General features: G+C 71.0%; 15 protein-coding genes. 7 read left to right on the top strand and 8 right to left on the bottom strand.

Translation table 11 applies throughout. The features are described 5' to 3' along the window. Position 1: 1 nt before the first annotated feature. Positions 2 to 1864, bottom strand: coding sequence for a molecular chaperone DnaK (gene dnaK / locus BLR68_RS06760; protein ID WP_018187597.1), 1863 nt, complete (start codon positions 1862 to 1864; stop codon positions 2 to 4). Between the two features lie 178 nt (positions 1865 to 2042). Between dnaK and BLR68_RS06755 the strand changes: the two genes are divergently transcribed. Both BLR68_RS06755 and BLR68_RS06750 read left to right on the top strand, forming a co-directional pair. Continuing rightward, positions 2043 to 2594, top strand: coding sequence for a GNAT family N-acetyltransferase (locus BLR68_RS06755; RefSeq protein WP_018187598.1), 552 nt, complete (start codon positions 2043 to 2045; stop codon positions 2592 to 2594). 47 nt (positions 2595 to 2641) lie between these two features. Next, positions 2642 to 4048, top strand: a complete 1407-nt coding sequence (locus tag BLR68_RS06750) for an MFS transporter (protein ID WP_018187599.1) — start codon at positions 2642 to 2644, stop codon at positions 4046 to 4048. A gap of 98 nt (positions 4049 to 4146) precedes the next feature. On the opposite strand, the gene BLR68_RS06745 is transcribed toward BLR68_RS06750, so the two are convergent. Genes BLR68_RS06745 through BLR68_RS06735 form a run of 3 tightly spaced genes read right to left on the bottom strand, consistent with a single transcriptional unit; the run spans position 4147 to position 8169 of the window. After that, positions 4147 to 4782, bottom strand: a complete 636-nt coding sequence (locus BLR68_RS06745; RefSeq protein ID WP_018187600.1) for an NADPH-dependent F420 reductase — start codon at positions 4780 to 4782, stop codon at positions 4147 to 4149. 58 nt (positions 4783 to 4840) lie between these two features. Next, entirely contained in the window at positions 4841 to 7186 is a 2346-nt protein-coding gene (locus tag BLR68_RS06740; RefSeq protein ID WP_018187601.1) for a glycosyl hydrolase family 95 catalytic domain-containing protein, read from the bottom strand. After that, complete coding sequence (locus BLR68_RS06735) at positions 7183 to 8169, bottom strand: aldo/keto reductase (protein WP_018187602.1); 987 nt, start codon at positions 8167 to 8169, stop codon at positions 7183 to 7185. Before BLR68_RS06735 ends, BLR68_RS06740 begins: the two co-directional genes overlap by 4 nt. Positions 8170 to 8266: 97 nt before the next feature. On the opposite strand from BLR68_RS06735, the gene BLR68_RS06730 reads away from it, so the two are divergent. Genes BLR68_RS06730 through BLR68_RS06715 form a run of 4 tightly spaced genes read left to right on the top strand, consistent with a single transcriptional unit; the run spans position 8267 to position 14052 of the window. After that, the gene (locus BLR68_RS06730; RefSeq protein ID WP_256335337.1) at positions 8267 to 9412 is read left to right on the top strand and encodes an ROK family transcriptional regulator; all 1146 of its coding nucleotides are present in this window, start codon (positions 8267 to 8269) and stop codon (positions 9410 to 9412) included. Next, positions 9405 to 10352 (top strand): N-acetylglucosamine kinase, encoded by a 948-nt coding sequence (locus tag BLR68_RS06725; protein ID WP_018187604.1) that lies wholly within the window; start codon positions 9405 to 9407, stop codon positions 10350 to 10352. Before BLR68_RS06730 ends, BLR68_RS06725 begins: the two co-directional genes overlap by 8 nt. After that, positions 10349 to 11107 (top strand): glucosamine-6-phosphate deaminase, encoded by a 759-nt coding sequence (locus tag BLR68_RS06720; protein ID WP_018187605.1) that lies wholly within the window; start codon positions 10349 to 10351, stop codon positions 11105 to 11107. Before BLR68_RS06725 ends, BLR68_RS06720 begins: the two co-directional genes overlap by 4 nt. Further along, the gene (locus BLR68_RS06715; protein WP_018187606.1) at positions 11104 to 14052 is read left to right on the top strand and encodes a glycoside hydrolase family 2 TIM barrel-domain containing protein; all 2949 of its coding nucleotides are present in this window, start codon (positions 11104 to 11106) and stop codon (positions 14050 to 14052) included. Before BLR68_RS06720 ends, BLR68_RS06715 begins: the two co-directional genes overlap by 4 nt. Positions 14053 to 14068: 16 nt before the next feature. On the opposite strand, the gene BLR68_RS06710 is transcribed toward BLR68_RS06715, so the two are convergent. Beyond that, positions 14069 to 15838, bottom strand: a complete 1770-nt coding sequence (locus BLR68_RS06710) for a BCCT family transporter (protein ID WP_018187607.1) — start codon at positions 15836 to 15838, stop codon at positions 14069 to 14071. Positions 15839 to 15905: 67 nt separating this feature from the next. Beyond that, positions 15906 to 16421 carry a MarR family winged helix-turn-helix transcriptional regulator gene (locus BLR68_RS18165; RefSeq protein ID WP_018187608.1) on the bottom strand — a complete coding sequence of 172 codons (516 nt, stop codon included), beginning with the start codon at positions 16419 to 16421 and terminating at the stop codon, positions 15906 to 15908. A gap of 142 nt (positions 16422 to 16563) precedes the next feature. Here BLR68_RS18165 and BLR68_RS06700 point away from each other — a divergent pair, with 142 nt between their 5' ends. Then, on the top strand, positions 16564 to 17025 hold the full coding sequence (locus BLR68_RS06700) for a hypothetical protein (protein ID WP_018187609.1): 462 nt from the start codon (positions 16564 to 16566) through the stop codon (positions 17023 to 17025). Between the two features lie 6 nt (positions 17026 to 17031). Here BLR68_RS06700 and dcd read toward each other — a convergent pair whose 3' ends face one another. Beyond that, positions 17032 to 17637 (bottom strand): dCTP deaminase, encoded by a 606-nt coding sequence (gene dcd, locus BLR68_RS06695; RefSeq protein ID WP_018187610.1) that lies wholly within the window; start codon positions 17635 to 17637, stop codon positions 17032 to 17034. Between the two features lie 60 nt (positions 17638 to 17697). Further along, the gene (locus BLR68_RS06690) at positions 17698 to 19722 is read right to left on the bottom strand and encodes a beta-galactosidase (protein ID WP_018187611.1); all 2025 of its coding nucleotides are present in this window, start codon (positions 19720 to 19722) and stop codon (positions 17698 to 17700) included. Positions 19723 to 19749 lie beyond the last annotated feature (27 nt).

The following is a 19749-nucleotide window of genomic DNA, read 5'->3' as shown; positions in this document are numbered from 1 at the left end:
CTTACTTCTTCTCGTCCTCGTCGTCGACGACCTCGGCGTCGACGACATCCTCATCGGAGGATGCCGGCTGCTCGCCGGCCGGAGCATCGGTCGGCGCCTGTGCGGCGTCGGCCTGGCTCGCGGCGTAGATCGCCTCGCCGATCTTGGTCTGCGACGCGTTCAGCTTGTCGTAGGCGTCCTTGACGGTGTCGTCGTTGTCGCCCGCGAGCGCCGTCTTGAGCGCGTCGACGTCGGCCTGGACCTCGGTCTTCACGTCGTCGGGCAACTTGTCGGCGTTCTCGCTGAGGAGCTTCTCGATCGAGTACGAGAGCGTCTCGGCCTGGTTGCGGACCTCGGCGGCCTCACGGCGCTTCTTGTCCTCGGCCGCGTGCTCCTCGGCCTCGCGCACCATGCGCTCGATGTCGTCCTTCGGCAGCGACGAGCCGCCGGTGATCGTCATCGACTGCTCCTTGCCGGTGCCCTTGTCCTTCGCCGACACGTGGACGATGCCGTTCGCGTCGATGTCGAACGTGACTTCGATCTGCGGGATCCCGCGGGGTGCCGGCGCGATGCCGGTGAGCTCGAACGTGCCGAGCGGCTTGTTGTCGCGGGTGAAGTCGCGCTCACCCTGGAAGACCTGGATGGCCACCGACGGCTGGTTGTCGTCGGCGGTCGTGAAGGTCTCGCTGCGCTTGGTCGGGATGGCCGTGTTGCGCTCGATGAGCTTCGTCATGATGCCGCCCTTGGTCTCGATGCCGAGGCTCAGGGGGGTGACGTCGATGAGCAGCACGTCCTTGCGCTCACCCTTGAGGACACCGGCCTGCAGGGCGGCGCCGACGGCGACGACCTCGTCCGGGTTGACGCCCTTGTTGGGCTCCTTGCCGGCTTCCTTCTTTACGAGCTCGCTCACGGCGGGCATACGCGTCGATCCACCGACGAGCACGACGTGGTCGATGTCGGCGACCTTGATGCCGGCCTCGCGGATGACGTCCTCGAACGGCTTCTTGGTGCGGTCGAGGAGGTCCTTGGTGAGGTCCTCGAACTTCGCGCGGCTCAGGGTCTCGGACAGCGACACGGGGCCCGAGTCGGTCAGCGAGAGGTAGGGCAGGTTGATCGAGGCCGACTGCGAGCTCGAGAGCTCCTTCTTGGCCTGCTCAGCGGCTTCCTTCAGACGCTGCAGGGCGATCTTGTCGCCCGAGACGTCGACACCGCTCGTGTCCTTGAACTGCTTGATCAGGTACTCGACGATGCGCTGATCCCAGTCGTCGCCACCGAGGCGGTTGTCACCGGCGGTGGAGCGCACCTGGATGGTCGAGAAGTCGTCGTCCTTGCCCACCTCGAGGAGGGAGACGTCGAAGGTTCCACCACCGAGGTCGAAGACGAGGATGAGCTCGTCCTCCTTGCCCTTGTCGAGGCCGTACGCGAGAGCGGCGGCGGTGGGCTCGTTGATGATGCGGAGCACGTTGAGGCCCGCGATCTCACCGGCCTCCTTCGTGGCCTGACGCTCGGCGTCGTTGAAGTAGGCGGGGACGGTGATGACGGCATCCGTCACCGTGTCACCGAGGTACTGCTCGGCGTCGCGCTTGAGCTTCTGGAGGATGCGGGCCGAGATCTCCTGCGGCGTGTAGTTCTTGCCGTCGATCGCCTGGGTCTTCCAGTCGGTGCCCATGTGGCGCTTGACGGAGGTCAGGGTGCGGTCGACGTTCGTGACGGCCTGGCGCTTGGCGGTCTCGCCGACGAGCACCTCGCCGTCCTTCGTGAACGCGACGACCGACGGGGTCGTGCGAAGACCCTCGGCGTTGGCGATGACCTTCGGCTCGCCACCTTCGAGGACGGCGACGACCGAGTTGGTCGTTCCGAGGTCGATTCCCACTGCACGTGCCATGTGATTCTCCTTCGTGTGGCGATTGCGTAGATCTGAAGTCTTCCGGCGGCTCTGGCCACAACCTGAGCCGCGATGACTCAAGGCTACTCCGGCCCTCGCCGACCGTCAAACCAACTTGAGCCGATACATATCAAGTTTGCAGGCTCGGCATGATCGCGATCGCCGTTAGCGTGGACGGATGCCGATCCGCCTGACGCCCCTCGATCCCACCGGCGCCGACCGCGAGGCGTTGATCTCGTTCATGACGTCGCAGTCGTTCCCGTTCCACGTGCGGACCGATCCCACGGCGGCGCAGATCGCAGAGGCGATCGACGACGGCGCGTACGCCGACGAGGACCATGCCTCGTTCTGGATCGACTCGGACGCGGACGGCCGGATCGGGTTCTTCCGGCTCGAGGACCTCAGCGACGACGCTCCCCTGTTCGACCTGCGGCTGAATGCCGCGCACCGCGGCCGCGGGCTCGCGGCGGACGTCCTGCGCGTGGCGACCGACCACGTCTTCACGACGATGCCCGAGGTCAACAGGTTCGAAGGGCAGACACGGGAGGACAACATCGCGATGCGGCGGGTGTTCGTCCGCTGCGGCTGGGTGCAGGAGGCCTATTACCGCGAGGGGTGGCCGACCGATGACGGGCGACTGCTGGCATCCGTCGCCTACATTGTCCTCCGCCGCGACTGGCGCGACGGCACCGTCACACCCGTGGTCTGGGATCCCCCGCGGGAAGCCTGACGCGCCACGTCACCGGCGCGCCGTGAACGCGCGGTAGGGTGCGGCTCATGACGCGTTCCACCGGCGGGACGCCCGAGATCCCCGCCACCGCCGACAGCGGCGCCCTCCCCGTGATGTTCCAGGACCTCGAGGAGCGTCCCGTCCCTCGCAGGAACGTCGCGTCCTGGGCGATGTGGGACTGGGCCACGCAGCCCTTCAACTCGGTCATCCTGACCTTCGTCTTCGTCTCGCTGTACCTCGTGTCCGACACGTTCCTGCCCGAGAACGTCGCCCGCCTCGCCGACGACGACCCGATCAAGGAGTCGGCTCTGGCGGACCTGTCGACCGGCTACGGACTCGTGTCGACGATCGCGGGACTGGCGATCCTGCTGCTCGCGCCGATCCTCGGACAGGTCGCCGACCGCAAGGGCCGCAAGAAGCGGTGGCTGCTCATCGCGACCGCCCTCCTCGCGCTGCTGCAGTTCAGCCTGTTCTTCGTCTTCGCCGACCCGTCGTACTTCTGGCTCGGCGCGATCCTCGTCTCGCTCGGTGCCGTCGCGTCCGAGATCGCCGGCGTCAACTACAACGCCCTGCTCGTGAGCGTCTCCACGCCTCGGACCGTCGGCAAGGTGTCGGGGCTCGGCTGGGGACTCGGCTACATCGGCGGCATCCTCGCCCTCGTCGCGGTCGTCGTCCTCAACGCCGTCGAGTGGTTCGGTCTCGACACGTCGGGCGGCCTCGCCTACCGCCTCATCGCGGCCGGCTGCGCGGTATGGACGATCGTCTTCGCGATCCCGCTCTTCCGGAACGTCCCCGAGCCGCCGGCTCCCCCGGGTGAGCCGCCGCTCGGATTCGCCGCCTGGTTCCGGGCGTTCTTCCGCTCGATCCGCGACCTGTTCCGCTCGCACCGACCGACGGCGTGGTTCCTGCTCGCGAGCGCCGTCTACCGTGACGGCCTCGGCGGCGTCTTCGCCTTCGGCGGTGTGCTCGCGGCCGTGGCATTCGGGTTCTCGCCGAACGAAGTCATCCTCTTCGGCATCGCCGCCAACCTCGTGGCTGGTATCTCGACGGTCCTCGCCGGCCGCCTCGACGATCGGTACGGCGCCCGCGCGATCATCCTCACGTCGCTCGTGGGGCTCGTCGTCTCGGCGCTGGGAGTGTTCCTGCTGCACGACGCGGGCAAGCTCCCGTTCTGGATCCTCGGGCTCGCGCTCTGCGCCTTCGTCGGCCCTGCACAGGCCTCGACGCGCTCGCTCCTCGCCCGCGTCACGCCGGAGCACATGCAGGGCGAGGTGTTCGGCCTCTACGCGACGACCGGACGCGTCGTCAGCTTCTTGGCTCCGGGCATGTGGACGCTGTTCATCGCCGTCTTCGGTGCGACCTACTGGGGCATCCTCGGCATCGCGATCGTGCTGGTCGTCGGCCTCGTACTCATGCTCTTCGTGAAGCTGCCGCGGCCGGCGCACATGCGCTGACCGCGACAGGTCCCGCGAACGCGTCGACCCGACGCATCCGGCATCCATCCACGGGGAATGGACGCAGGTCGCGTCGGGTCGACGAGGGATGCCGGGGCTCAGCGCTCCGCGCGGGCGAGGTTTTCGCGCAGCTCGTCGGCGGTCTGGCGCACGACGTAGGCCGGCTGGTCGCGCTCGACACGCCAGCTCTCGTCGAGACCGCCGACGTTGACGGTGTCGAAGCCGAAGTCGTCGTAGATCTTCGTGATGAAGGTGACGGCGTCGGCCGAGTCGCTCGAGGTCGCCAGCGCGCGGCGGCCGGGCGTGCCGGCGGGGGCGCCGTCGGTGAGGATGTCGGCGGCGGGAATGTGGTTGAAGCCCTTCACGACGGTCGACTGCGGCAGGCGCTCCTGCAGCATGCGCGACGTGGTGGTCTTCTTCTCGTCGAGCTCGGCGATGTGGCCGTCGCGCTCCCAGTAGTAGTTGTTCGTGTCGACGACGAACTTGCCGGCGAGCTCGTCGACGGGGAGTCCGTCGATCGCCTTCAGGGGGATCGTGACGACGACCCATTCGCCGAAGGCTGCGGCATCCTTCGCGGTCAGGGCCTGAGCGTTCTCACCGAGTTCGGCGACGAGATCGCTGAGCGTCTCGGGACCGCGCGAGTTGCTGATCGCGACCTGGTGCCCCTGCGCGACGAGACCGCGCGCGACAGCCGAACCGATGTGACCTGCTCCGATGATTCCTACGTGTGTCATACGTCGGGAGAACGCATGCGCCAGGCGCGCATTCCCGACACGCGCTGTGCGAACCCGATCACTCGCCGATGAGGACGCTCCACGCGTCGTCGAGCGTCGCCTCGATCTCGCGCTCGCCCGCTCGGAACGTGTGAGCGGCATGCGCCGAAGCGACGCGCGCACGGGCGCGGGCGGAGGTCACAGCCCCGGTGTCATCCCACGCGAGGTCGATCTCGACACCGGGACGGGCCACGAGACCGCGCATGGAACCGGCTCCGAGCGGTACCGGCCACGACGGCAGCAGCGTGATCGCGTCCCCGTGCGAGTGGACGAGGCACTCAGCGAGGCCGGCGACGTACCCGAGGTTGCCGTCGATCTGGAACGGCGGGTGCGCAGCGAGGAGATTGTCGTAGAGACCGCCGGACTGGTCGCCGCGGTCGATCGACATGTCGCGGAACACGAGCGCGAGCAGGTCCGCGACGCGATCCGGCTGCCCGAGCCGGGCGCGGAGGGCGATCTTCCAGGCGAGCGACCATCCGGTGGACTCGTCCTCGCGGAGATCGAGGAAGAGGGATGCCGCGGCCCCGAGCTCGGGCGTGAGGGCTTCGGTCCCCGGGTAGGCGAACACGAGCGGCGACAGGTGCCGGTGATGGGGGTCGACGGCCTCGCGGCCGCCGGGCCACTCGGCGATCGAGCCGTCCTCGATCGGGATCTCGGGGAGTCCGGCACGGGCGTCCTGCGCCTGGGCGACGAGCGGATCGTCCTCGTGGCCGAGGTGGTGCGCGAGGCGCAGGAACTCGTCGAGGTGCGCGCGCAGCAGCACGATGTCGAGGGTGGCGGACTCGGCGACGGCAGCCGAACCACCGTCGCGGGTGCGGAAGGTGTTCTCGGGCGACGTCGACAGCGCGGTGCCGCGCGCGCCCGACTCGGCCTGCGTCATCCAGGCGAGGGCGAAGGCGGTCGCCCCCCGCAGCAGACGGAACGCGCGGCGGCGCTCGGCCTCGTCGGCGACACCGAACGCGTCGCGCTCGGCGAGGTGCCGGCAGAGCCAGAAGCCCGCCATCGGCCAGAACGCCCAGGCGGCGTCGTGCACGCCGTCACCGACGGGTTGGGTGTAGCCCCAGGCATCCGTGTTGTGGTGGGCGACCCAGCCGGGGGCGTCGTACAGCCGTCGCGCCGTCTCGGCGCCACTGTCGGCGAGCGCCTCGATGAGGCCGAGGAGCGGCTCCTCCGTCTCGCTGAGGTTGGCGGTGTGGGCGCCCCAGTAGTTCATCTCGACGTTGATGTTCGTCGTGTAGTTCGAGCTCCAGTCGGGGCGGAGGTCCTCGTTCCAGATGCCCTGCAGGGTCGCGGGCAGCCCCCCGGGTCGCGAGGACGAGATCAGCAGGTACCGGCCGTAGTGGAACAGGAGGGCGGCGAGCCCCGGGTCGCGGCCGATGTCGACCGCGCCGTCCTCGGCGAGGTCGCGCAGGCGTTCGGCGGTGTCGCGCTCCGGGTCCGGCGCGACGCCGATCGCGAGTTCCGCCCGGGCGTACAACCTCGCGTGGTCGGCGAGCTGCGCCGCCCGCACCTGGTCGAGACCCGCGGCGATCGCGGTGTCGACGCGTTCGGTCGCGCGGCGGGCCGCGGCACGCTCGGTGCCTGCCGGCATCCGTCCCATACCGGTGAAGGTCGTCGCGGTCGCGAGGACGACGGTCACCCGGGTCGCGCGCAACACGCGTCCGCCGCGCACGGGAGTGCCGTCGGTGACGATGCGCGCGTGCAGGGCTCCCCGCACCGAGGCGACGTCGTCCTCGTACACGACGGGTTCGTCGACCTCATCGTGCGGGGGCGTCACGTCGGAGGGTGCCTGCACGAGCAGCGTGGTGGCGGTGTCGATCTCGACGCGGCCGAGTTCGCGCAGCTGCGTCTCGAGCTCGACGCGGACGTCGATCGGCTCGTCGCTCTCGAGCTCGTGGACGAGCACGCCGTGCGGGGCGCTGATCCACGTGCGGTGGCTCAGCCCCGCGCCGGCGCGGGTGCCGGCGGCGACGTGGGTCGCCGTCGCCAGGTCGAGCTCGCGACGGTAGTCCTCGACCTGGTCGGCGGTCGCGCCGTCGATGCGCAGGCGCAGGTCGGCGAACGGAAGGAACGACTGCGCGTGGCGGTGCTGCAGGCGGCGGACGTGACGGTCGGCATCCTCTTCACGGCCGTCGGCGACGGCGGCGCGGGCCTCGGCGAGCGCGTCGCGCGCCTCATCCGCCGTGACGACGGGCGCGACGAGCTCGCTCGCGGGGCTTCCCGACCAGAGCGTCTCGTCGTTCAGGCGCAGGAGGGCGTCGGTCGCACCTCCGAAGCACATCGCCCCCAGCGCACCGTTGCCGAGGGGCAGCGCCTCGTTCCAGGTCTCCGCGGGTCGGCGGTACCACAGGACGTGCTCTGTCATCGTTCTCCCTCGGGCACCAGGCCCTCCTCTGCGAGGCCGCGCCAGAAGTCCTCGGTCGGCGGCTCGTTCATGTATCCGGCTGTCTGCGCGACGTGCGATGCCTTGCCGAGCCCCACCGTCACGTTGACCACAGCAGGATGCCGCAACGGGAAGTGCAGGGCGGCGACGGGCAACGGCACTCCGCGCGCCGCGCACGCGTCCGCGAGCCGTACAGCTCGACGATAGACGGCTTCGGGCGCCGTGCCGTATTCATAGGGGGCGGCGCGATCGGGATGCGGGGTCGCGAGCAGCCCCGAGTTGTAGACGCCGACCGCGATCACCGCGACCCCGTGCGCGAGCGCCGCGGGCAGGACGTCGACGGCGGCGGGCTGCTCGAGCAGCGTGTACCGCCCCGCGACCATGGCGACGTCGACCATGCCGGTCTCGATGATGCGGGTGAGGGTGGCGGGGTCCTTCGACCCGACGCCGACGGCCGAGATGACGCCCGCGTCGCGGAGGGCGACGAGCGCGGGGAGCGCTCCGTCGATCGCCTCGTCGACGCGCCCTTCGGGATCGTGCAGATGCACGATGTCGACCCGGTCCATCCCGAGCCGCTCGAGCGAGGACTCGAGCGAGCGGCGCGCACCGTCGGCCGAGAAGTCCCACCTGCGCCGCGTCGTCGCCTCGACCACGAACCCCTCGTCGTCGAGGCGCCCCGCACCGCTCGGGTCGGGTTCGAGCAGCCGTCCGACCTTCGTCGAGAGGACGAACTCGTCGCGCGGTCGGTGGGCGAGCGCGGCGCCGAGGCGTCGTTCGCTGAGGCCGAGTCCGTAGTGGGGAGCGGTGTCGAAGACGCGGATGCCGCTGTCCCAGACGCCGTCGACGATCGCCGTGGCCTCGGCGTCGTCGATCTCCTGGAACAGGTTGCCAAGGGGCGCAGCACCGAGACCGAACCGTCCCGCCGCGCGGAGGGACTCGGTGGACGGGGAAAGGATGGGGGCCACGGCTGCTCCGATGTCGGGGACGGTGCCGGTGGTCTTGCGGGAGCGGCATCCGTCTGCTTTTATCTCAGAGTAAGACGAAAAGGGCGTCAGGGGAATGATGAGCGGCGAACGCGCAGCGAGCAGGGGAACGGCGACCAACGCCGACGTCACCCGCATCAACCGCACCGCGATCCTCGACGCCCTGCAGGCCGGCGGCTCCCTCACCCGCGCCGAACTCATCGAGGCGACCGGACTCGCCTCGGCGACGGTCCACCGCCTGTGCGCCCGGATGGTCGCCGACGGGCTCCTCGCCGTGGAGCGCGACGCGAGCGGCGTCGGTCGCCCGACGCACCGGTACCGCCCCCTCGGCGAGGCGCGCACCGTCGTCGCCCTCGACGTCACCGCGACCGTCGCCCGCGGGGCGCTCATCGACCTGAACGGCGACATCCGCCACGAGGCCCGCGAATCCCTTCGCGGCGAGGACGGGATGCCGTCGGCATCCTCTCGACTCGAGGGCATCGGCCGGCTCACGGACAGGCTCATCCGGACGGCCGCCGAGCTCGGGACGCCCGCGCAGGGCATCGGCGTGTCGGTGCCGGGTGTCGTCGGCACCGACGGCGCCGTCAGCGACTCGGTCGAGCTCGACTGGAACGGCGTCGCCGTCCGCGATCTGATGCACCGGCGCACGGGACTCCCCGTCGTCGTCGAGAACGACGCCAACGCCGTCACGATCGGCGAGTGGACCCGGGGCGCCGGGCAGGGCACCGGAGACCTCGCGGCTCTCGTCTTCGGGATCGGCGTCGGCGCCGGGATCGTCTCGGGCGACCGCCTCGTGCGCGGAGCGGGCTCCGCCGCGGGCGAGATCGGCTACCTCATCACCGACCCGACGGCGTTCGCGCAGGACCACGGCACGGGCGGCGATCTCGAGACGCGCGTGCTCGCACTCGGCGCCGCATCGGCCGACGACGCCTCGACGATGGCCGTCCTCGACCGGGGCGACGACGCCCGCGCCGAGCGGCTGCTTGACCACATCGCGATGTCGGTCGCCGCGCTCACCGTGATCCTCGACTGCCGAGTCGTGATCCTCGCCGGGCGTCTGCCGCGACGGACCGACCGACTCATCGAGGGCGTCGCGGCGAGACTGGCCGGCCGCATCCCCCGTCCTCCCGCGCTGGTCGTGGGGGCGCTCGGCGAGGACGCGGCCCTCGTCGGCATCGGCCAGCTCACCATCGACCATGTGAAAGGGGCGGTCTACCTTGCCTGAGATCCGGTACCCGACCCCCGACGCGATCGTCGGTGTCGACGTCGGTGGCACGAAGACGCAGCTGCGCGCCCTCGTGGACGGCGAGGTCGTCGACCGCATCGTCCCGAGCGAAATCTGGCGCGTCGGCGCGATCTTCGACGACGCCGAGAACTTCGACCGCCTCGCCCGGCTCGTGACCGACACGGTCGGCGCCGCGCCTGCCGTCACCGTCGTCGGCGCCCACGGCATCGACAGCACTCGGCAGCGTCACCAGGCCACGGCTCTGCTCGGCGAGCGGATGCCGGGGGTCGTGGCGGTCGTCAACGACGCCGTGCTTCTCGCCCCGGCCATGGGGCTCGAGGCGGCCGTCTGCGTCATCGCGGGGACGGGTTCGGCGATCGTCGGCTTCGACGTCGACGGGGAGCCCGTGACGGCCGACGGCTACGGCTGGCTCATCGCCGACGACGCGAGCGCGCCCGGGATCTCGCGGCGCGCTGCCGTCGCCCTGCTCCGCGCCGTCGACCGCGACGGTGCGAGCGCGATGAGCGACCCGCTCGCGGCGCGCTTCCTCGCCGCCTTCGACGCCCTCGATCACGTCGACCTCGCGCTGCGCTTCCAGGCGAGCGCGAGCGAGGCCTCGTGGGGCGGCTTCGCTCCGCAGGTCTTCGACGCGGCTGCCGCCGGATCGACGATCGCGCACGGAGTGATCGCGGCATCCGCCACCCATCTCGCCGACGCTGTCACGGCGGTCCGCGGCCGTGGCGCGCAGGGCACCGACGTCATCGCCGCGGGCGGCGTCATGACCGCGCAACCCCTGCTCGCCGAGCTGCTGCGGGCCGACCTGCAGCGCCACGACGAGGCCCTGCGTCTGCACGTCCTCGACGAACCCCCCGTCGCGGGCGCGCTCGCGCTCGCGCTCGCCCACTCCGACGCCCCCTCCCCCCGAAAGGTGCTCTCGTGAGGATCCTGCTCTCCCCCGATGCCGCCGGCGCCGGCGAGATCGCCGCCGCGATCATCGCCTCGTCCGTCGGCGACCGACCCGCTCCCGTCCTCGGCGTCGCGACCGGGTCGAGCCCGCAGCCGCTCTACCGCGCGCTCGCCGACCGCGTGCAGGCGGGTCTCGACCTCTCGCGGGCGGCGGCGTTCGCGCTCGACGAGTACGTCGGCCTGCCGGTCGACCACCCCGAGAGCTACCACGCCGTCATCGCGCGCGAGGTGACCGGGCCGCTCGGCCTCGATCCCGCCCGCGTGCACGTCCCCGAAGGCGCCGCGGCCGATCCCGCCGCGGCCGCCGCACGGTACGAGGCGGCGATCGCAGGCGCCGCCGGCGTCGACCTGCAGATCCTCGGCATCGGCGCGAACGGCCACATCGGGTTCAACGAGCCTGGCTCCGCCGTCGACTCCCGCACACGGGTCGTCGACCTGGCTCCGCGCACCGTCGCCGACAACAGCCGCTTCTTCGACGGCGACGCCGGGCTCGTCCCGACGCGAGCGCTGACGCAAGGCATCGGCACGATCCTCGACGCGCGCGAGATCGTCCTGATCGCATGGGGCGAGTCGAAGGCCGATGCCGTGGCGCGGGCCGTCGAGGGGCCGCAGACCGCGGAGCTCCCGGCATCCTTCCTGCAACGCCACGGTCGCGTGACGCTGGTCCTCGACGCCGCAGCAGCCTCGCGCCTCAGCCCCGCATCGCTCCCCGTCGAGGCCGCCCGATGAGCGCGCCCGTCTTCGACGTCGCCCGCATCGGGCCCGGTGAGGGATCGATCGCTCCCCGCACGCGCCTGACGTCCGACGCTCCGACCCAGTCGCTCGACGGCCGCTGGCGGTTCCGTCTCTCGCCGTCCCCCGCGCTCGCACCGCACGACGACTGGACCGCCGGTGACACGGACGGGTGGGACGAGATCGCCGTCCCCGCACACTGGAACATGAGCGGGTTCGGCACCCCGGCCTACTCGAACGTGCAGTTCCCCTTCCCGATCGACCCGCCCTACCCGCCCGACGAGAACCCGGTCGGCGACTACGTGCGCCGCATCGACGTCGACGACGCGATCCGACAGGTGACGGATGCCGGGGGCCGCGTGCTCCTGCGCTTCGACGGGATCGAGTCGGCCGCCGACGTCTTCGTGAACGGCACGCGCCTCGGCTCGACCCGGGGCAGCCGCCTGACGCACGAGTTCGACGTCACCGACCACCTCACCGGCACCGGGGACGTCGTCGCGGTGCGCGTCGCGCAGTTCTCCGACGGGACCTACCTCGAGAACCAGGACATGTGGTGGCTGCCGGGCATCTTCCGGAGCGTCACCCTGCTCGCCCGCCCCGTCGGCGGCATCGACGACGCGGTCGTCACGGGCGACTTCGACTACGAGACCGGGCGGGGTGCGGTCGAGGTCACCACGTCGGCCGACGCCGTTCTCGAGATCCGCGAGCTCGGCCTCCGCGCCGAGGTCCGCGCCGGGCGCAGCACGGTCGACGCAGGCGAGGTCGAGCCCTGGTCCGCCGAGACGCCGCGCCTCTACACCGCGACCCTCGCCACGGCATCCGAGACCGTGTCGGTGCGCATCGGCTTCCGCCGCGTCCGCGCCGACGATGGCGTGCTGACACTGAACGGACGTCCGATCATGCTCCGCGGCGTCAACCGCCACGAGCACGATCCCGACCGCGGACGGGTGCACACGACCGAGCTGGCGCGCCGCGACCTCGTCCTGATGAAGCAGCACAACATCAACGCGGTCCGAACGTCCCACTACCCGCCGCACGCGGAGCTGCTCGACCTCGCCGACGAGCTGGGCCTGTACGTCATCGACGAGTGCGACCTCGAGACGCACGAGTACGAGTACGTGTCGTGGCGCGGCAACCCGAGCGACGACCCGGCGTGGGAGGCATCCTTCGTCGACCGCATCCGTCGCACGGTCACGCGCGACCGCACCCACCCGAGCGTGATCATGTGGTCGCTCGGCAACGAGTCGGGCGCCGGCTGCAACATCCGCGCGATGGCGCGGTGGGTGCGCCAGAACGACGACACCCGTCTCATCCACTACGAAGGCGACCACTCGAGCCGCGACACCGACGTGTACTCGCGCATGTACGCCTCGCACGACGAGGTCCGGCAGATCGGCGAGGAGGCGGACGAGATCGCGCCTGCCGACATCGGCGCCGCCGAGCTGCGGCGCAGGTCGCTGCCGTTCGTGCACTGCGAGTTCGGCCACGCGATGGGCAACAGCCCCGGCGGGGTGAAGGAGTACTGGGAGCTCTACGAGCGCTTCCCGCGCCTCGCGGGCGGCTTCATCTGGGAGTGGATCGAGCACGCCATCGCCGTCGAGGACGAGCACGGCCGCCGGGCCTTCCGCTACGGCGGCGACTTCGGCGAATCGGTCCACGACCACAACTTCGTGATCGACGGCCTCATCAGCGCCGACCGGGAGGTCCGCCCCGGGCTCGTCGACTACGCCGCGATCATCGCCCCCGTCGTGATCGAGGTGGATGCCGCGCGTCGCCGCATCCGGCTGCAGAACCGCTACGACCACGTCGACACGAACCACCTCGCCTTCCGGTGGCGGCGCGAGGTGGACGGCGAGACGGTCGCGCACGGCGAGCTGACCGTTCCTGCCGTCGGACCGCGCCAGCGAGCCGAGGTGCCCCTCCCCGATGAGGCCCGCGTCGTGTCGGGCTCGACCGTGGCCGACGTCCTCACCGTCGACGCCGTGCTGCGCGATGGGACGAGCTGGGCGTCGGTCGGGCACGTCGTCGCGACCGGTCAGCACGTCGCCGCCGGCACTCCCCGCGTGGGGCAGGCGTCGGCGCCCGAGCCCGATGAGTTCGATCGCCGCGGCCGTCCCCTGCGTCTCGGCTCGCTCGGCGTCGTCGACGGACCGGGCATCGGGATCTGGCGCGCACCGACCGACAACGACCTCTTCCCCGGGTGGGACGAGCCGACGCTCCCGCCGATGGCGGAGCGCTGGGCCCTTGCGCGCATCGACCGGATGCAGACCCGCGTCCGGAGCGTCGATTCGGATGCCGCGGCCCTCGTCGCCGACACCCGCGTCGGCGCGCCCTCGTTCGACAGCGGCGTCGACGCGCTGTGGCGCTGGTCGACCGTTCCCGAAGGGCTGCTGCTGGAGCTGGACCTGCGCAGCATCGGCTCGTGGGACAACTCCTGGATCGAGAAGGCGCCCTTCTCGTGGACCGTCGACTGGGCCCGACTCGGCATCGACGTGACGTTCGCGGGGGCGCCCGTCGGCATGGAGTTCGCCGGGTACGGCCCTGGTCCGAGCTACCCCGACACCGCGTCGGGCGTGCAGTTCGGCTGGTTCGAGGCCGACGCGGACGACCTCGTCACCCCGCACGTGCGGCCGCAGGAGAGCGGATCGCGACGCGGTGTGCGGACCGCCGTCATCCGCACCACCGAGGGAGGCGTGCGCGTGAGCGTCGTGGGCGGCGAGGCCATCGACGCGGGCGTCGCCCTGACCGTGTCACCGTGGGACCGGATGACCCTCAGCACGACGTCGCACGCGTCGCTCCTGCCGACGCCGACCGCGACTCACGTGTCGATCGACATCGCGCAGTCCGGCGTCGGGACGGCGACGTGCGGCCCCGGCGTGCTGCCGCGTCACCGCCTGCCGGCCCGCGACGCGTCGTTCGCACTCCTGTTCGAGACCGCCTGAGGTCCGCCGGGGCGGGTCAGTCGGCCCGCTCCGGCGGCTTCTCAGAACCGCCCCGGGGTGCCCGCGTGGGGATCGCACGCCGCACGAAGGCGGGGAGGCTCAGTCCGCGCTCGTTGGGCTCCTCGACCTCGAGACCGTAGTGGTCGCCGATGTCGGCGACGAACCGTCGCCGTTCCGCGCGCGCATACGCCGCTCGCTCCCGCTGGAAGGCAAGGACGGTCGACCAGCACATCAGCAGCATGACGACCGAGAACGGCAGGGCGATGAGGATCGCGGCCGTCTGCAGCGCCTCGAGGCCGCCCGCGAGCAGGAGCGCACTGGCCAGGACCGCGGTCAGGGCGACGAAGAACACGCGCACCCAGCGCTTCGGTTCGGGGTTGCCGCCGGAGGCGATCATGCCCATGACGAGCGCACCCGAGTCAGCCGAGGTCACGAAGAAGACGGCGATGAGGACGATGGCTCCGATGGTGAGGACGGCGCCACCGGGCAGGTACGAGAACAGCTGGAACAGCGCGCCCTGCAGGTCGACCTTGCCGTCGGCGCCGAGCATCGAACCGGGGTCCGTCGTCTCCTTCAGGATCGCGGAACCGCCGAGGACGGCGAACCAGATCACACCGACCAGCGTCGGGACGAGCAGGACGCCGGCGACGAACTGACGGACCGTGCGCCCCTTACTCACGCGAGCGATGAAGATGCCCACGAAGGGGGCCCACGAGATCCACCAGCCCCAGTAGAACGAGGTCCACGCCGCCTGCCATTCCTCGCCTTCCGTTCCCTGGAAGGCGCTGACGGTGAACGAGAGCCCGACGAAGTTCTGGATGTAGGCGCCGATCGACTGCACCCATTCGCGCAGCAGGTACTCGGTGCTGCCGAAGAACAGCAGGAAGAGCAGGAGGAGGCCCGCGAGGATGAGGTTGAGGCTCGAGAGCCACTTCATGCCCTTGGTGACACCCGAGATGACGGACATGAGGACGAAGAGCGAGATGACGAAGATGAGGATGATCTCGGTGAACTCGTTGAGCTCCGGCATCCCTGCCGCCGTCAACCCGGATCCGATCTGCGTCACACCCAGCCCGAGGGAGGTGGCGACGCCGAAGAGGGTCCCGACGAGGGCGACCGCGTCGATGACGTTGCCGGCGGCGCCGTGGACCCGCTTGCCGAGCAGCGGCTCGAGCGCCCAGCGGATCGAGATGGGGCGCTTGCGGCGGTGGATCGCGTAGGCGAGCGCCACGCCGACCACGACGTACATCGCCCATGCCTGCACGCCCCAGTGGAGGTAGGTCTGGGTGAGTGCCGCGCTCGCGAGCTGGGCGCTGTTGCCCTCGACCCCGGGGCGCGGAGTGACGAAGTGGCTGAGCGGCTCGCTCACGCCGTAGAAGACCAGACCGATGCCCATGCCCGCGGCGAAGAGGAGGGAGAACCATGCCCCGGTTGAGAACTCGGGTTCGTCGTCGTCGCGGCCGAGCTTGATGTCACCGAACCGGCTGAAGCCGATGAAGATGGCGAAGGCGACGAAGAACGCGGCGATGAGCACGTAGTACCAGTTGAACGCGTTGACGATCGTCGTCTGCACCCCGCCGAAGAACGCCTCGGCCTGCGCGGGAAGCAGAATGGCGAACAGGCTGAAGCCGACGATCAGGACCGCGGCCGGCCAGAACACCCATGGGGCGATCGCCCGGGTGAAGGCTGCGGGGCTCGTCCCCTTGCCGTTCTCGTTGGGGACGACCAGGGCTGCGCCCGACTCGGCATCGGCGCTCGGGGAGGACTGCTGCTCGGTACTCACCACTCCAGGGTGGCATCCGACGCGGATCCGTTCATCTCCTTGCGCGGGCGAGGCGCGCCGGGTTAGCGCCTCATTCGCGGGGCCAGGATGCCGCGAGCTTGCCGAGTAGGCGGACGAGCTCCGCGCGCTCCTCGGCCGTGAAGTCGGCCAGCGCCCGCGACAGCCGCTCGCGGCGCTCACCCCGGAAATCGCCCGCGCGGCGCCGCCCCTCGGCGGTCAGCGCGATGCGGGTGCGCCGAGCGTCGTCGGGATCGGCCTCGCGCGCGGCGAAGCCGAGCTCGACCGCCTGCTGCACGAGCCGCGACGCCCGTGGCTGGTCGACGCCGATCGCCTCGGCGATCTCGCTCACCGAGAGGGGGTTCTCCGCGTGCACCAGGGCGTCGAGCAACCGGATGCGGGCAGGGGCGCCGGCGAGGCGCGCACCGGGACCGAACCCGCGCTCCCCCCGCATCCAGGGCGGGCCGCCGCCGTCGGAGTGCGGGCCGTGCGCGTGGGGTCCGCCGGGGTGGTGGCGGTGCGGACCGCGGCCGCGCATCTGCGCGAAGGCGGCGAGGAGCGCGTCGAGGTCGCCGGTGGGATCGGTCACCCCTCGACGATACCGCTCGGCGCGGCATCCATGTCACTTGACATGCAACCCGATACATGTCACACTGCATGTACTTGCACAGTGACATGCAATGGTCATCGCGGACAGTCCGCCGATGACAGGACGTCTCGGAAGGACAACCATGAACACCTCGATCAACGGCACCCTCGGATTCCGACTCAAGCTCGTCCACCGCCTGCTGGCGCGCGAGCTCCACGACGAAACGGCGTCGGACGGAGCGGACCTCCAGGCCCGCATCTCGACCGCCGTCCCCGAGGACGACTACGACACTCTGCTGCGTTCGCTCGACGCGATCGCGCGGGAACTCGGCTGGGACGAATCGCAGCCGATGCCGCCCCGCCCCGGGCGCGGCCACCGGCACGGCGGCTTCGGCCCGCGCGGCGGGTTCGGCCCGCGGCACGGGTTCGGGCACGGACACGGGTTCGGCCCGCGGCACAGCCATGGCGGGCACGGGCACGGCGAACACGGTCGCGACTGCGGCCACGGCCACGGCGAGCGCCGCGGTTTCGCGCCGCACCCCGCCGTCGCCGAGGCCTTCGAGCGCGGCTTCAGCCGCGGCTACGAGCAGGCGCAGCGCGACTGAACGCGATCAGTTCCCCTTCGCACCGGCGTCGGTCGTCCCGACGTCGGTGCGGTGGAAGTTCTGGAACGAGCGGGATGCCGTCGGCCCCCGCTGCCCCTGATAACGGTTCTTGTACGAACCGGTGCCGTAGGGGTTCTCGGCCGGTGAGCTCAGGCGGAAGAAGCAGAACTGCCCGATCTTCATACCCGGCCACAGCTTGATCGGCAGCGTCGCGACGTTGGCGAGCTCGAGCGTCACGTGACCCGAGAAGCCAGGATCGATGAAGCCCGCCGTCGAATGAGTGATGAGACCCAGGCGACCGAGGGAGCTCTTGCCCTCGAGGCGCGCGGCGACGTCATCGGGCAGCGTGATCTGCTCGAACGTCGCGCCGAGCGCGAACTCACCCGGGTGCAGGATGAACGGCTCGTCGGGCGCGACCTCGATGAGGCGCGTCAGCTCGGGCTGATCCTCGGACGGATCGATGAACGGGTACTTGTGGTTGTCGAACAGCCGGAAGTACCGGTCGAGCCGCACGTCGACACTCGATGGCTGGACCATCGCCGGGTCCCACGGGTCGAGGCCGATGCGGCCTCCGTCGATCTCGCCTCGGATGTCGCGGTCGCTGAGCAGCACGCGGCCAGCCTACTGGCCGCCGAAGGCAGCACGCGGCCAGCCACCCGGCGCATCGCACCCTCAGCGCGCGACGCGGACGACCACCACACCCCGCGGCGGCACCGTAACGACACCGGATGCCGCCTCCACACCGACGAGCACGTCGCCGGCCACCGGCGCCGAGACCTCGTCGTCGGTGCGGTTCGAGAGGAAGACGTACCGAGCCTCGCCGTCGCCGCGCTCGATGACGTCGAGCCGGCCGTCCGCCGACCGCGGGTCGCCGGCGAGGGCGTCCAGCCCCAGCCCTGCGAGCACCGCGCGGACGCCGTCGCGGCCGATGTCGGCCGACACGTACGTCGCCGACCCGCCCGCGCGCAGGCTCCGCCGGGTCACCGCGGGCTCACCGGCGAGGTCGCCGTCGGCGTAGGTGTCGAGCACCTCGACGTCGTCGCCGACGTGCACGATCCGCTCGGTCCAGCCGTGCGCGACGGCTCCCGAGGCGAGGGCGATGCGCTCGTCGGGCAGCAGCGGCACGAACTCCTCGACCATGACGCCGAGCAGCTCGCGCAGTGCGCCGGGGTAGCCGCCGAGCCAGACGCGGTCGTTCTCGTCGACGATGCCCGAGAAGTACGTCGTGATGAGGTGGCCACCGGCATCCGTGTACGCCTCGAGACGCGACCGCAGGGCGTCGGGCACGACGTGCAGCATCGGGGCGATAAGGACCTCGTACCCGTCGAAGGCCGCACCGACGGGGATGACGTCGGCGCGGACGCCGAGGTCGAGCAGCGCGCGGTACCAGGCGAGGGTCTCGTCGTCGTAGGCGGGCGAGTCCGACGGGTGCGCGTCGCGCCCGCTCACCCACCACGACTCGTAGTCGACGACGATCGCGACGCGCGCCTTCTCGCGACGCGATCCGGTGACGGGCGACAGGTCGCGGAGCGCCCCGCCGAGAGTGACGACGTCGCGGAACACGCGGCTGTTCTCGCCCGCGTGGGGCACCATGCCGGAGTGGTAGCGCTCGCCGCCGGCGCGCGACTGTCGCCACTGGAAGTAGCAGACCGCGTCGGCGCCGTGGCCGACGTGCGTGAGGGCGTCGCGCACGAGCTCGCCGGAGCGCTTGGGCGTGTTGACCTCGCGCCAGTTCACGGCGCTCGTCGCGTGCTCCATGAGGAACCAGGGGCGCCCGCCGGCGATGTTGCCGGTCAGGTTCGCCCAGAACGAGAGGTCGTCGCGGCCGAACTCGCCGGGGCGCAGGTAGTGGTCGTTCGAGACGAAGTCGACGTCGTCCACCCACGACGGGTAGTCGATGTCGCGGACGTTCTGGGCGACCATGAAGTTCGTCGTCCGCGGGATGCCGGGGGTCACCTCGTCGAGCACGGCCGCCTCGGCGCGCAGGTGGTCGCGGACGGCATCCGACGAGAACCGCTCGAAGTCGAGCTGCTGCCCGGGGTTGCGGATCGTGGGCGCCGATCGCGGCGGCAGGATCTCGTCCCACTCCTCGTAGTGCTGCGACCAGAACGCCGTGCCCCACGCGTCGTTGAGGGCCTCGATCGTTCCGTAGCGGGCCTCGAGCCACACGCGGAACGCCTGCGCCGCGTCATCGGAGTAGTCGTAGAGGTTGTGGCATCCGAGCTCATTGGAGATGTGCCACGCGACGACGGCGGGGTGGTCGCCGTACCGCTCGGCGAGCGCGCGCACGAGACGCAGGGCGTACTCGCGGAAGATCGGCGACGTCGGCCGCCAGTGCTGGCGGGCGCCGGGCCAGAGGATCGTGCCGTCGACGGTCTGCGGCAGGATCTCGGGATGCCGCCGGGCCATCCACGACGGCGGCGACGCGGTCGCGGTGGCCAGGTCGACGTCGATGCCGTTCGCGTGCAGCAGCTCGATGATCTCGTCGAGCCACGCGAAGTCGAACTCGCCGGGACGCGGTTCGAGCAGGCCCCACGAGAAGATGCCGAGCGAGACGATGTTGACGCCCGCCTCGCGCATGAGACGGATGTCGTCGTCCCACACCTCGCGAGGCCACTGCTCGGGGTTGTAGTCGGCGCCGTAGCGCATGGTCCCGGGCTCCTGCGAGCCGTCCTTCACCCAGCGATAGTTCTGCACGCGACCACGCTAGCCCAAAAACGTGCA

Origin of the sequence: Microbacterium sp. 77mftsu3.1, from assembly GCF_900100525.1 — a bacterium.
Lineage (GTDB): Bacteria > Actinomycetota > Actinomycetes > Actinomycetales > Microbacteriaceae > Microbacterium > Microbacterium aquilitoris.
The sequence above is the reverse complement of the archived record's forward strand: the minus strand, read 5'-3'. Positions and strand labels throughout refer to the sequence as shown.